This is a genomic window from Acinetobacter sp. P1332, from assembly GCF_044057475.1.
GTDB classification, from domain to species: Bacteria; Pseudomonadota; Gammaproteobacteria; order Pseudomonadales; family Moraxellaceae; genus Acinetobacter; species Acinetobacter johnsonii.
In genome coordinates this window covers 1,808,285-1,821,000 of sequence record NZ_CP171157.1, presented here as the reverse complement: position 1 = coordinate 1,821,000, position 12,716 = coordinate 1,808,285, and the positions used below count along the sequence as shown (strand labels likewise).

The window sequence follows — 12,716 nt, the reverse complement described above, 5'->3', positions numbered from 1 at the left end:
ACTATGAAAAACATTAAAATAAGATCTGAAACGATTAACCCCTTTGCAATATGAAAAAATAGATAGGGAATGTCTTTAAGCCTTTTAATTGGGCTTAAAGTAAGTAAACAGCGAAAAAGGATGAAATAGAAAATGATTGTTATTGTAGACGGTGTACGTACAGCAATGGGTGGTTTTCAAGGTTCACTGGCGAGCTGTACCGCACCTGAACTTGGTGCGGTGACAATTAAAGAAGTGTTAAACCGTTCTGGCTTACAGCCGACCGATGTGGATGAAGTGATCTTTGGTTGTGTACTTCCAGCAGGTTTAAGACAAGGCCCTGCACGTCAAGCAATGCGTATCGCAGGTCTACCTGACTCAACGGGTGCAACAACCATCAATAAAATTTGTGGTTCTGGGATGAAAGCCGTCATGCAAGCGGCTGATGCGATTAAAGCAGGTTCAGCTGAAATTGTGGTGGCCGGTGGTATGGAGTCAATGTCAAATGCGCCGTACTTACTTGAAAAAGCACGCGCGGGTTACCGTATGGGACATGGTAAAACCACCGATCACATGTTCCAAGAAGGTTTAGAAGATGCTGAAACAGGTTTGTCGATGGGTGTACTTGCTCAAGAAATGGCAGATAAAAAAGGCTATACCCGTGAGCAGCAAGATCAGTATGCCATTGGTTCTTTAAATAAAGCGGTTGCTGCGATTCAAGGTGGTTTCTTTAAAGATGAAATCGTGCCTGTGACGGTAAGTAGCCGTAAAGGCGATGTTGTGGTTGATCAGGATGAACAGCCGCTCAATGCCAAAGTGGATAAAATTCCAACTTTACGTCCGGCATTTAAAAAAGACGGCACGATTACCGCGGCAAATTCGAGTTCTATTTCGGATGGTGCTTCGGCATTGGTTGTAACTTCATCCGAAGTTGCTGACGCACGTGGTCTTAAGCCATTGGCAAAAGTTGTGGCTTATGCAAGTAATTCCCAGCATCCATCTGAGTTCACCATTGCCCCTGTAGGTGCCATTGAGAAAGTTTTAGCCAAAGCAGGCTGGTCTGCGGGTGATGTAGATCTGTGGGAAGTCAATGAAGCATTTGCGATGGTCACAATGCTTGCCATTGATAGTTTTCATTTAGACCCTGCTAAAGTCAATGTGAATGGTGGCGCTTGTGCACTTGGTCATCCATTGGGTTCATCTGGTTCACGTATTATCGTGACTTTACTGCATGCTTTGAAACGTACTGGTGGGAAAAAGGGTGTAGCTGCTTTATGTATCGGTGGTGGTGAGGCGACTGCTATTGCTGTCGAGCTGCTAGACTAAAGCTGTAATATCCTTAGCTATGCCTGTGAAGAAAATGATTTAAATAGCTATAATTCGGCATGGTTGATTTCATCAAAGGTTCGATTGATTCGGGCCTTTTTTATTTTGTAAAATACATGCAGATCATGCGTCATAACTTTTCAGGGAAAGCATCGATTGTTCAGTACAGCTAAAGGTATAATTAATGTGCTTTTATTGCTGAAATGTCTGATATTAGACCTAGATGCCTGTAAAAGTAAGTTTTGAGCATTGGATCATCGCTATAATGGGTAGATGATGGATCGTCTACCATCACATACATATAAGGAACATTTTTTTCGTGTTTGAACTGGACTGTAAATTACTCAGTATCTTTTTTTACGTTTATAAGTTTAAAAGTGTGTCACTGGCGGCTGATCATTTAGAAATGAGTCAACCGACGGTGAGTAACATTCTGAATAAAATTCGCCAACATTATAATGATCCGCTATTTTTACGGATTGGCAATGAAATGGTGCCGACTGAGCTGTCGAAACAATTATTTCCATTGGTCAGTGAGGCTTTAAACAAGGTTGAAATCATCAATAACTTTACGATTGATTTTGACCAAGCCACTTCGCAGCAACAGTTTAGTTTGGCCATGACCGATGTTTCGCATTTGGTGTTGTTGCCGAAAATTTCGCAATACTTAAAGAAACATGCGCCGCATATTCGTTTGAATATCCGTCCGATCACCTCTGAAACCAGTTATCAAATGGCAAATGGTGAGATTGATTTGGCGCTGGGTTTTTTACCACAATTGGAAAATGGCTTTTATCAACAGCAACTGTTTGAGCAGTATTATGTGGTGATTGCCGCCAAAGATCATCCGCGTTTGACAGGTGACTGTATCAGCACAGCGCAGTACTTGGCTGAGTCACATATCGATATTGATGCAGGCATGGGACATTACCATATTGAAAACGAACTGCTCAATTTAGAACTAAAACGTGACATTTTAATGCGTTTACCGAGCTATTTAGGGGTAGGCTTGGTGGTACAAGAAACCGACGCGATTGCGACAGTCCCGTATTATTTAAGTGAAGTGCTGCTTTCACGTGGCAATTTAAAAATCTTTAATGCACCAATTGCCTTCCCAAGTTATGGGGTGAAGCAGTATTGGCATATGTCTTGTCATCACAAAACCAGTCATCAGTGGCTGCGTCACATGTTCCATGAAATTTTAATGAAGTAATTCTTAAAGTTTGATGCTTTTTAGTGCGCATAGCAAAAATATGCGTGCTTGAAATCTAAAGTGCCCATTTATTGCTCATAAATAGTATTACGAAGTTTAAAAATCGTAATACTAAATTGGCACAGCCTTTGCATCATCTAATCTGAAAGAGTGATCTAGGGTTCCGATACATATCTATTTTATGTATGTCTGCGACCGAGAGTTCACGGTTCGAAAGAGCTACACGGAGGGATAAAAGCCCGGGAGGTAAACAGTTACGATTTAGGCAGAAGCGCATGAGCACAATAACTTATCACGACGATAACGCACTATGGACTGAACTTTTACCGGGTGGGCATCACTGGTCTGGACGTATTCAACGCGGCACAGTCTTACAGTTTAAAGCCTTGGGGGCACAAGCCAACGTTTCTCTTTTCTGTGTCAACAGCGAAAATAAGCTCGAACGTTTTAATATGCCAGATAGCCTAAAGGCACAACATACGGCATTTCTAAGTACAGGGCATGTGTTGTATTCGGACTTAGGTCGGGTTATGGCTTCAATTGTTCACGATGATCATGGTTGGAATGATGCCTTATGTGGTCCGAGTCGCACAGAACAGATCCAAAAACAATTCGGCACTCAAACTTTTCAAGATACGCGAAATGAGATGTTTCGAAGTGGACGCGACAGCCTGTTACTTGAAATGACCAAGTTCTCATTAGGTCAAGCCGACCTGTCAGCTACGGTCAACCTATTCTCTAAAGTTCGCCCTGATGATGCAGGCAACTTATCTTATATCGATGTCGATAATACCCATCAAACTATTGAACTGCGTTTTGAGATGGACTGTCTGGTGTTCTTATCTGCTGCGCCACATGGTTTGAGCCAAGCAGCAAAGTATCAGCCTGCCGATATTAAAATGCGCTTATTCAAAGCCTCCGCTTTAGCAACACACGATATTTGTCGTGATTCATGCCCACAAAACCAACGCGGTTTTCAAAACAACGCACGTTATTACGCATTTGATGCTGCTTAAGCCCGAGGAGAATACATATGACCAGTTTACAAGCATTTGATCAAACCGTTTTAAATGAAGTCTGTCCAGCGGGTGAGGCATGGATGTGTGAAGTCCAGAAAGGGCAGTATTTCCGCATTATTGACCTCGAAGGCAACCAAGCAGTCGATACTTTATTGATTTCTGCGAGCAATCCTGAAGAACGTTACAGCGCAACCGATACTCTAGCCATTAATCAGCAGATTTATCTAGAAAAAGGCACAGCTCTATATACCAACTATGGCAACAAAATCGCCACGATCCATGATGATAACTGTGGTCGCCATGACACCTTAGGCGGTGCTTGTTCATGTGAAAGTAACACCGTACGTTATGCACACGACACATTTCCGATGCACAGTTGCCGTAATAACTTTATGACAGCTTTAGCTTTGCACCCAATCGCGAAAAAGCATGGACTAAATGTTCGTCATATTGGGCCGAATATTAACTTCTTTATGAATGTTCCCGTGAGCAGTGATGGGCATCTCAAGTTTGACGATGGAATATCGGCGCCGGGTAAATATGTTGAAATTCAAGCAGAGATGGATCTCATCGTGCTGATTTCTAACTGCCCACAGCTGAACAACCCCTGTAATGCCTATAACCCGACCCAAATTCAACTGATTGTACGTGAAGGCAAGGAGTAAGCAGCATGTTTAAAAAAGTTCTCATCGCCAACCGTGGGGCAATTGCCTGCCGAGTAATTCGTACATTAAAGAATTTAGGCATTCAGTCTGTTGCGGTGTATTCAGAAGCAGACCGTGATTCCTTACATGTAACGTTAGCCGATGAAGCGGTATTTATTGGTGATAGTCCAGCCAGCCAAAGTTATCTAAATATTGAAAAAATTTTACAGGTCGCGAAAGAAACGGGTGCTGAAGCCATTCATCCAGGCTATGGTTTCTTGTCTGAAAATGTGAAGTTTTGTGATTTGTGTGAGTCACAGGGCATTGTGTTTCTAGGGCCGAATTCAGCGCAAATGCGGAGTTTTGGCTTAAAGCATACTGCGCGTGAACTAGCCATTCAGGCGAACGTGCCATTGTTACCGGGGAGCCAACTTTTAGCAGATGAAGCGGAAGCACTGGTAGAGGCGAATCGTATCGGTTATCCCTTGATGCTGAAAAGTACCGCAGGTGGTGGCGGTATTGGTATGCGATTGGTGTGGAATGAAGCAGAGCTTAAAGATGCTTATGCAACGGTATCTTATTTGGCACAAGCGAACTTTAAAGATGCAGGTTTGTATTTAGAAAAGTTTGTGGAAAATGCGCGTCATATTGAAGTCCAAATTTTTGGTGATGGCCAAGGTTTGGTTCTGGCTTTGGGAGAGCGGGACTGTTCAGTACAGCGCCGTAACCAGAAAGTAATCGAGGAGACTCCAGCACCACATTTAAATGCTGAACAACGTACTTATATTCAGGGTATTGCGGTTCAACTGATGCAGTCAGTAAATTACCGTTCGGCAGGTACGGTTGAATTTGTGATGGATACTGACACCCAGCAATTCTATTTCTTAGAGGTGAATACACGTCTACAAGTTGAACATGGCGTGACTGAACAAGTGTTTGGTGTAGACCTTGTGGAATGGATGGTTACTTTAGGTAGCGGTGACTGGACTGCGCCAACAGATACACTTGCACCTAAAGGCCATTCGATCCAAGTCCGTTTATATGCTGAAGATCCAATTAAGAATTTTCAACCCAGTGCTGGGTTATTGACTTATGTCGAGTTTGATCCGCAAGCGCGTAATGAAACATGGGTAGAAACAGGTTCAAACGTGTCTTCCTTTTATGATCCAATGATTGCCAAAATCATTGTGACTCACGAAAACCGTGAAAGTGCAATTCAGGCCATGAGCGATACTTTGGCAAAAACCTCAGTGGCAGGAATTGAAACCAATCTTGAGTATTTACAAAATATTATTGACTGTGAAGTGTTTAAAGCAGGGACACAGACTACACGTTTCTTAAATACTTTTGAGTGGAAAACCCAAAAAGTTGAGGTATTACAGTCTGGTATTCAAACGTCAATACAAGACGTCAATGGTCGTTTGGGGTACTGGGATGTTGGAGTGCCACCATCAGGTGCGATTGATCCACTATCGTTAAATGTTGCTAATCAACTATTGGGAAATCCATTTAATACCGCAGGGCTCGAATGTACATTACAAGGCCCAACTTTAAAATTCCATTGTGACAGCCAAATCGTGATTACGGGTGGCGACATGCTTGCGACATTGGATGGTGTCGACGTTGCCATGTGGCAGACCCTTAATGTTAAAAAAGGGCAAATTCTTAAAACAGGTAAAATCACCACAGGTTGTCGCAGTTATATTGGTATTAAAGGCGGATTCAATGTACCTGCCTATTTAGGCTCGCAAGCGACTTTTACTTTAGGTCAGTTTGGTGGTCATGCAGGACGGAATTTACTCATTGGAGATATGTTGCCCATTACGGCTTATACTTCAGTAGAAACCGTTGCACTTGGTGCAGCGCAGGTGCCGAGCTTTAGCCAGACTTGGCAAATTGCAGTGATGTATGGACCACATGGAGCGCCCGACTTTTTCACCAAACGCGATATTGAGCGCTTCTTTGAGCAAGAATTTGAAATTCACTTTAACTCAAGTCGTACAGGCATTCGTTTAGTCGGTGAAAAACCTGAATGGGCACGTACCGATGGTGGTGAGGCAGGACTACATCCTTCGAATATTCATGATAATGCTTATGCCATTGGCGCGATTGATTTCACTGGAGATATGCCAATTATTTTAGGGCCTGATGGTCCAAGCTTAGGCGGTTTTGTTTGTCCTGCGGTGGTGGTCAGCTCAGAACTATGGAAAATTGGTCAGCTCAAAGCGGGTGATAAAGTTAAATTTATCCCAATTTCTTATGATCAAGCACAAGTATTGAATCAAAAATATAGCGCAGCGTTAACCGCAGATACGACTGAAAATGTAGAATTTTCTCCAAGCTTTCATGCTGAAATGGAAACCCTCTCAGATGCAGTTTTAGCGGCCCAAAAAGGTGAGAACGTTAGACCTGATGTGATTTATCGTCCCGCAGGGAACAGTTATTTACTGGTTGAATATGGAGAGTTGGTTCTAGACCTCAATTTACGTTTCCGTATTCATGCTTTAATGCAATGGGTCAAAGATCAAAGTATAGAAGGGATTATAGACTTAACACCGGGTATTCGTTCGCTGCAAATTCATTTTGATTCATTGGTGCTAGATCAAAAACATTTATTGGACCTTTTACAGCATGCAGAAAGTGAATTGCCTGATGTGACCGCAATGGAAGTCCCGTCGCGCACAGTCTATTTGCCTTTGGCTTGGGAAGATTCGCAAACTCAGTTGGCGACTGAACGTTATATGCAAACAGTACGTCCAGATGCGCCGTGGTGTCCTGACAATGTTGAGTTTATTCGTCGTATCAATGGGCTAGACTCAAAGCAAGCAGTGAAGGATATCGTATTCAGCACCAATTATTTGGTGATGGGCTTGGGAGATGTGTACTTGGGGGCACCTGTGGCAACGCCGCTGGACCCACGTCATCGTTTAGTGACTACTAAATATAATCCTGCACGTACATGGACGCCTGAAAATGCAGTCGGTATTGGTGGCGCATATATGTGTGTCTATGGTATGGAAGGCCCGGGCGGTTATCAGTTTGTTGGGCGTACAACCCAAATGTGGAGTCGTTACCGCAAAAATCCAGACTTTGAACAAGGAAAACCATGGCTACTGCGCTTCTTTGATCAAATTAAATTTTATGAAGTGTCTGAAACAGAACTGATGCAAATGCGGGAAGACTTTAAAGCGGGGCGCTTAAAGCTTCACGTAGAAGATGGGGTTTTAAACCTAAAAGAATATAATGACTTCCTCATTGAAAATGCGGCATCCATTTCGAGTTTTAAAGCGGTACAGCAAGCGAACTTTGAAGAGGAACGCCGTCGCTGGCATGAGGCTGGTTTGGCTGAACATGTTTCTGAAAGCCTAGATGCTGTTTTAGATGACAGTGAAATTCAAATTCCTGAAGGTGGTTGTGCAGTAGAGTCGCATATGCCGGGTTCTATTTGGAAAATTGAATGTACCTCTGGAGACATTGTGGAAGAAGGGGCAACTTTGGCCGTGATTGAAGCCATGAAAATTGAAATTCCCATTATTGCACCTGAGCGGATGAAGGTTGAAGCCATTACCATTGCAAAAGGGCAAACGGTAAAAACAGGTCAGGTGCTGTTTACACTGGCACCTGTAGCCTAAACTCAAATATCAAGAAATACAAAAAAGACTGCTTAAGCGGTCTTTTTTCGATTCTGAAAGGAGAATTTATCTAGTACTGACAATAAATCGTTTTGTTAAATTAAGATTGCAACCCATAACAAAAAATAGATTGTTATGAAATGGTTATAAAATGATGTTTTGAATCAAAATATGCTAATTTAGTGAGACGCTTAAAAACATTATGGCTTGTATGAAAAAAACATTACTCGGCATGTTATTCATGTTAACTTCATCAGTGCTTATGGCAAATACACCAAGTCAGGCTGAGGATACTCAAGCATCAAATCAAAATAATATTCGTGTAACGACTCGCCCTGAAATTGTGGGCTTATGGGGAATGGAAATTCCAAATAATCGTAAATGCGTTGAATACTATAATTTTAAAAGTAATAGTGATGTTGTGATTAAAAGTGGGGAAGAATGGTCCACGGGAATTTATGATTACCAGCCATCTACCGATAAAAATGTACAACTGCCTGCTTTGATTTTACAGGTCAAATTTGACAATAACCAAGTGGATTGTTCTGGGTCTCAAGAAGATCAGACTGGTGAAATGTCTCAGTATTTTGTGAAATGGCAAAGTCCATCGACCATTAATTTTTGTGCCAATGATAAAGCACAACAATGTTTTGCAACACTACGTCGTGTGCTGCCTTAATTAATTCTTTTATAAATAAAAAACCGCGATTTATCGCGGTTTTTTATTTAAGAATCAAGACAATTATTTATCTTGATTTCCTTCAATTTGCTTTAACAAATGCTTTTCAAGGTAGTGAATATCCATTGCTTGTTCACAGAATTTTTCATCTTGAAGAATCAAATCTTTATGCAATGGAATATTGGTTTTAATACCGGTCAGAATCATTTCATCAAGCGCTTGACGCATGCGAGCAAGTGATGTTTTACGATCCTTACCGTGTGCGATCAGCTTCGCAATCATCGAGTCATAGTATGGCGGAATGCTATAGCCTTGATAGATATGTGAATCAAGACGAATACCTGCACCACCTGGCACATAAAAATTCTCAATTTTACCTGGTGATGGTAAGAAGGTCGTTGGATCTTCAGCATTGATACGGCATTCAATCGCATGACCTTTGACTTCAACTTGATCTTGTTCAATTTCAAGACCTAAGCCACCAGCAATGCGGAGCTGTTGTTCAATAATGTCAATACCTGTCACCATTTCAGTTACAGGGTGTTCAACTTGAACACGTGTATTCATCTCAATAAAGAAGAATTCACCATCTTCAAACAAAAACTCGAATGTACCTGCACCACGGTACTGCATTAATTTACAAGCATTTACGCAAGCTTCTAAAATGTCAGCACGTGCTTGTTCAGGTAAGTTTGGCGCAGGCGCTTCTTCTAACACTTTTTGATGGCGACGCTGTAAAGAGCAGTCGCGGTCATAGAGATGAATCGCATGGCCATTACCGTCAGCAAGAACTTGAACTTCAACGTGACGAGGTGTTTGTAGAAAACGTTCCATATACACCGTGTCATCGCCAAACCACATTTCAGCATCACGCTGTGCGGCTTGAACGGATTCAAGCAGGGTGTCGACACGTTCTACAATACGCATACCACGACCACCACCACCAGAGGCAGCTTTCACGATCAATGGGAAACCAATTTCTTTAGCTTCAGCCAGTGCATTTTGCGGTGTAACCGCATTTGCAGAACCCGGTACAGTTGGAACACCTGCTTTACGCATTGCAGTAATCGCAGAAACTTTGTTACCCATCAAACGGATGTGTTCAGGGCGTGGTCCAATAAAAATAAAACCTGAGTTTTCTACAATTTCAGCAAATTCAGCATTTTCTGATAAGAAGCCATAACCTGGGTGAATGGCATCTGCACCTGAAATTTCAGCCGCTGTAATAATGGCAGGAATGTTCAAGTAGCTTTCACTGCTCGCACCCGGTCCAATACATACTGCTTCGTCTACAAAACGTAGGTGCATTAAGTCTTTGTCGGCATCTGAATAGATTCCTACAGTCTTAATCCCTAAAGTTTTGCAGGCACGGGTGATGCGCAGGGCAATTTCACCACGGTTTGCAATTAAAACTTTTTGCAACATTATAAGTCCCCGTCTATTACGCGCGGTAGCGGAATAATGGTTGACCGAATTGGATCACTTCGCCGTTTTTCACTAAAATTTCTTCAACCACGCCGCTTTGCGTTGCTTCAATCGGGTTCATGATTTTCATTGCTTCGATAATACCAAGTGTTTCACCAGCAGTGATGGTTTGACCGACTTTAACAAATGGCGCTTCACCTGGGCTTGGAGCCGCGTAGAACACACCAACCATTGGAGAAGTTTCTACAGCACCACGTGGTGCTTTAGCCGCTGGAGCTTGAGCAACAGGAGCTGCCATAGCAACAGGAGCACCAGCTGCAACAACTGGACTACGACGAGTCAGTGCAATCGATTGATCGCCTTCTTTAACTTCAATCGCTTGTAAGTCAGATTCAATCATCAGGTCGATGAGTTTCTTGATTTTACGAATATCCATGTGACAGTATTCCTAATTATGATTGCGTAGAGGGTTGAATTTTAGTGAGAGCGTAATTGAGCGCAGCGCTATAACCTTGAGCACCTAAGCCACAAATAACGCCAACGGCTTTATCTGATAAATATGAATGATGTCTAAACGCTTCGCGCGCATGAACATTTGATAAATGAACTTCAATAAATGGGATGGCTACACCAAGCAGGGCATCACGTAGAGCAACAGAGGTATGCGTGAGTGCAGCAGGGTTAATAATAATAAATTGGACGCCATCCGCTTGGGCTTGATGAATACGGTCAACAATGGCACCTTCCCAATTACTTTGGAAAGTGTCGAGAGAAATTGAAGCATTTTCAGCTTGTGCAATGAGTTGCTGATTGATGTCGTTCAGCGTTAGAGAACCATATACTTCTGGTTCGCGCTTTCCTAGCAAATTTAGATTCGGTCCATGAATAACCAAAATGGTCGAACTCATTTAGCTTGCTCCATTTATAAATTGCAATATATCTTTGCAAGATGGCTGCAAAGTTTGCGTATTATGGCATAAAGTTCTACATTTTTTTTATAGTTTGTTTGAATTGACGTAGATGCTTAGTGCCAAACTTCGGCAATATAATGTAAATTTTGCAAGGAATTGGCAATGTTAAAAGATTACAAATTTTCGGATTATTACTCTTTTTTACATTGTAAGCCAAATTGACTAAAAGCAGCAGATTTGTTTTCGTTTTATGCCACAGGTACAACTCAAGTCTTGAAAAGAGGGCAACTCAGACTTCTTAGTCGGTAGCTCACGCTACATCAGATCTAGATCAATTCTTATATGACTAAACTGTATATCAAAATAAAACTAAAGTCTGATATGGTTTGTATATGTGCATTATCTGATCAATTTATTCCAGCTCTTTTGGCTGGCTGGACGACCATGATCAATACAGCTTCTCAGCTTTATTGGATCAATATTGAACTTGAAAAATATCACTTTCATCAATTAAAACATCAACTTGTTACGTTGAAATGTATATAGACATTTTTGTCTGTTGTTAAGGTCTATTTAGCTGATGCCATGATCTTTTAGAAAAAAACTGAAAAACTTGAAACAGTAAAAGGAAAATTCAGGTTTCTAACGGTGTTTTTCAGCATCCTCTTCACTGAAAAATTTTGCCGTTAAATAAGCAAAAAACTGTAGAAAAATTGCTGAGTAGTGGAATGTACTGAAAAAATATCCTCTTGTTGAGTATTGGCTTTTGCTGTGCGAGAAAATTTATAAAACAAAACGATTGGCTATTTTGCTCATTTTAACTGGGTAGATGTGGCTATACATGATGGGATCTAGTGAGTTTAGGATTGGCAATAAGTGAAATTCTGAAGATATGATTTTGAAATCATAATAATTTCAGTTTGTTTTATATACAATTTTTGAGTTTTGATGATTTTAAGAGGAAAAATAGAATGAACCAAAGCCAGCATATTTTTAATAATGAGTTTTAAGCATTCCTATCGCTTTCTTTAGATAGGTACGAAAAAAACAGCCCATGTAGGGCTGTTTTGAGTTCAGACCTAGATCATTAAGCAATAAAGTCTAAGATGGCCTGATTGAAGGCTTTGGGCTGTTCGATATTTGAAATATGAGAGGCATCGATTTCAAATAGGGCACTACTTCGGATGTGATTCACCATGTACTGTGCATCTGAGACTGTTGTTACGGGGTCTTTACGCCCTGCAATAACAAGTAAAGGCACGTAAATACTTTCGAGTTTTTCACGTAAATCCGCTTTAGCCAAAGCTTCACAACAACTCGCATAACCTTCTGGGCTGCCAGCACCTAAGTCGTTTGAAAGCGCTGCTACAGTTGCTGCGTTGCTTTGGATAAAGGGTTCGGTAAACCAACGGCTCGCAGCCGTTGATGCAATGGGTTCTAAACCTTGGGTGCGTACTAATGATGCGCGATCATTCCATGCCTGTTCATTGCCAATTTTGGCAGAGGTATTACATACAATGGCACGGTGAAAACGTTCAGGTTTATGAATGACTAACCACTGACCTGTAAGTCCGCCCATTGAGATACCGCAAAAAATGGCTTTCTCAATGTTTAAATGATCCAGTAAATGGATCAGGTCTAGACCAAGTTGTTCAATATCATAAGGCCCTTGAGGCGCAGAAGACCGGCCATGCCCGCGAGTGTCATAGCAAATCACAAAATAATTTTTCTGGAAAAAAGTAATTTGTGGTTTCCACATGTTGAAGTTCGTGCCTAGCGAGTTTGAAAAAACGATCGCGGGATTTTTTGGGTCACCAAAAGTTTGATAGTGAATTTCGGCATTATTTGAAGTAAAACTTGGCATATGCTTTTCCTTAATTCATTAAAA

General features: G+C 41.5%; 10 protein-coding genes and 1 riboswitch. Of the genes, 6 read left to right on the top strand and 4 right to left on the bottom strand.

Going from position 1 to position 12,716, the window contains the following annotated elements:
* Nucleotides 1-132 precede the first annotated feature (132 nt).
* From ACFN7Z_RS08855 to ACFN7Z_RS08830, 6 genes are all read left to right on the top strand, one after another.
* Nucleotides 133-1,305: a thiolase family protein gene (locus ACFN7Z_RS08855; RefSeq protein WP_010326662.1), complete on the top strand. Its 1,173-nt coding sequence runs from the start codon at nucleotides 133-135 to the stop codon at nucleotides 1,303-1,305.
* A gap of 319 nt (nucleotides 1,306-1,624) precedes the next feature.
* Nucleotides 1,625-2,518 (top strand): LysR substrate-binding domain-containing protein, encoded by an 894-nt coding sequence (locus ACFN7Z_RS08850; protein ID WP_010326663.1) that lies wholly within the window; start codon nucleotides 1,625-1,627, stop codon nucleotides 2,516-2,518.
* A gap of 144 nt (nucleotides 2,519-2,662) precedes the next feature.
* A riboswitch (guanidine-I (ykkC/yxkD leader) is annotated at nucleotides 2,663-2,766 on the top strand.
* Between the two features lie 27 nt (nucleotides 2,767-2,793).
* Nucleotides 2,794-3,534, top strand: a complete 741-nt coding sequence (locus ACFN7Z_RS08845; protein ID WP_010326664.1) for an urea amidolyase associated protein UAAP1 — start codon at nucleotides 2,794-2,796, stop codon at nucleotides 3,532-3,534.
* Between the two features lie 17 nt (nucleotides 3,535-3,551).
* Entirely contained in the window at nucleotides 3,552-4,202 is a 651-nt protein-coding gene (locus ACFN7Z_RS08840) for an urea amidolyase associated protein UAAP2 (protein WP_010326665.1), read from the top strand.
* A gap of 5 nt (nucleotides 4,203-4,207) precedes the next feature.
* Entirely contained in the window at nucleotides 4,208-7,813 is a 3,606-nt protein-coding gene (uca, locus tag ACFN7Z_RS08835; protein ID WP_010326666.1) for an urea carboxylase, read from the top strand.
* A 211-nt stretch (nucleotides 7,814-8,024) separates the two neighbouring features.
* Entirely contained in the window at nucleotides 8,025-8,492 is a 468-nt protein-coding gene (locus ACFN7Z_RS08830) for a hypothetical protein (RefSeq protein WP_010326667.1), read from the top strand.
* Between the two features lie 63 nt (nucleotides 8,493-8,555).
* Here the strand turns inward: ACFN7Z_RS08830 and accC are convergent, their stop codons facing one another.
* The 4 genes from accC to pcaD form a co-directional block, all read right to left on the bottom strand.
* Nucleotides 8,556-9,917 (bottom strand): acetyl-CoA carboxylase biotin carboxylase subunit, encoded by a 1,362-nt coding sequence (gene accC / locus ACFN7Z_RS08825; protein WP_005399493.1) that lies wholly within the window; start codon nucleotides 9,915-9,917, stop codon nucleotides 8,556-8,558.
* Between the two features lie 16 nt (nucleotides 9,918-9,933).
* Nucleotides 9,934-10,353, bottom strand: a complete 420-nt coding sequence (gene accB / locus ACFN7Z_RS08820; RefSeq protein ID WP_010326668.1) for an acetyl-CoA carboxylase biotin carboxyl carrier protein — start codon at nucleotides 10,351-10,353, stop codon at nucleotides 9,934-9,936.
* Nucleotides 10,354-10,369: 16 nt separating this feature from the next.
* Nucleotides 10,370-10,825, bottom strand: a complete 456-nt coding sequence (gene aroQ, locus ACFN7Z_RS08815; protein WP_010326669.1) for a type II 3-dehydroquinate dehydratase — start codon at nucleotides 10,823-10,825, stop codon at nucleotides 10,370-10,372.
* Between the two features lie 1,090 nt (nucleotides 10,826-11,915).
* On the bottom strand, nucleotides 11,916-12,692 hold the full coding sequence (gene pcaD, locus ACFN7Z_RS08810; protein ID WP_010326671.1) for a 3-oxoadipate enol-lactonase: 777 nt from the start codon (nucleotides 12,690-12,692) through the stop codon (nucleotides 11,916-11,918).
* Nucleotides 12,693-12,716: the final 24 nt, after the last annotated feature.

Excerpts from the sequence above, each read along its gene's own strand:
- ACFN7Z_RS08855 (WP_010326662.1), top strand. The coding sequence starts at position 133 with ATGATTGTTATTGTAGACGGTGTACGTACAGCAATGGGTGGTTTTCAA.
- ACFN7Z_RS08845 (WP_010326664.1), top strand. The coding sequence starts at position 2,794 with ATGAGCACAATAACTTATCACGACGATAACGCACTATGGACTGAACTT.
- ACFN7Z_RS08840 (WP_010326665.1), top strand. The coding sequence starts at position 3,552 with ATGACCAGTTTACAAGCATTTGATCAAACCGTTTTAAATGAAGTCTGT.
- uca (WP_010326666.1), top strand. The coding sequence starts at position 4,208 with ATGTTTAAAAAAGTTCTCATCGCCAACCGTGGGGCAATTGCCTGCCGA.
- ACFN7Z_RS08830 (WP_010326667.1), top strand. The coding sequence starts at position 8,025 with ATGAAAAAAACATTACTCGGCATGTTATTCATGTTAACTTCATCAGTG.
- accC (WP_005399493.1), bottom strand. The coding sequence starts at position 9,917 with ATGTTGCAAAAAGTTTTAATTGCAAACCGTGGTGAAATTGCCCTGCGC.
- accB (WP_010326668.1), bottom strand. The coding sequence starts at position 10,353 with ATGGATATTCGTAAAATCAAGAAACTCATCGACCTGATGATTGAATCT.
- aroQ (WP_010326669.1), bottom strand. The coding sequence starts at position 10,825 with ATGAGTTCGACCATTTTGGTTATTCATGGACCGAATCTAAATTTGCTA.
- pcaD (WP_010326671.1), bottom strand. The coding sequence starts at position 12,692 with ATGCCAAGTTTTACTTCAAATAATGCCGAAATTCACTATCAAACTTTT.